Here is a 244-nt window from a genome sequence, read left to right as displayed (position 1 = left end):
TGGGAGCTTTGGGCCATGCGTATTCGTTTGACGACCTGTCTCGCCGTGCTTGCGCTGGGACTATCCGCAATCTCGGCGCGCGCTGAGACGGTGGTGCGCTACGGCATCTCGATGGCGGATATTCCGCGCACGCTCGGCCAGCCCGATCAGGGTTTTGAAGGCAACCGCTTCACCGGCCTGACCATGTATGATGCGCTGACCGGCTGGGACCTGTCGTCGGCCGACAAGCCGAGCGTGGTGATCC

1 pseudogene is annotated in these 244 nt (G+C 63.5%); it reads left to right on the top strand.

The features are described 5' to 3' along the window. Window positions 1-15: 15 nt before the first annotated feature. Window positions 16-244 (top strand): annotated as a pseudogene (locus tag G8O24_RS43535) (ABC transporter substrate-binding protein); the annotation flags it as partial.

It is taken from the genome of Bradyrhizobium campsiandrae, assembly GCF_014529705.1.
Taxonomy (GTDB): domain Bacteria; phylum Pseudomonadota; class Alphaproteobacteria; order Rhizobiales; family Xanthobacteraceae; genus Bradyrhizobium; species Bradyrhizobium campsiandrae.
Note: the sequence above shows the minus strand (reverse complement) of the source record. Positions and strands in the feature narration are given on the sequence as shown.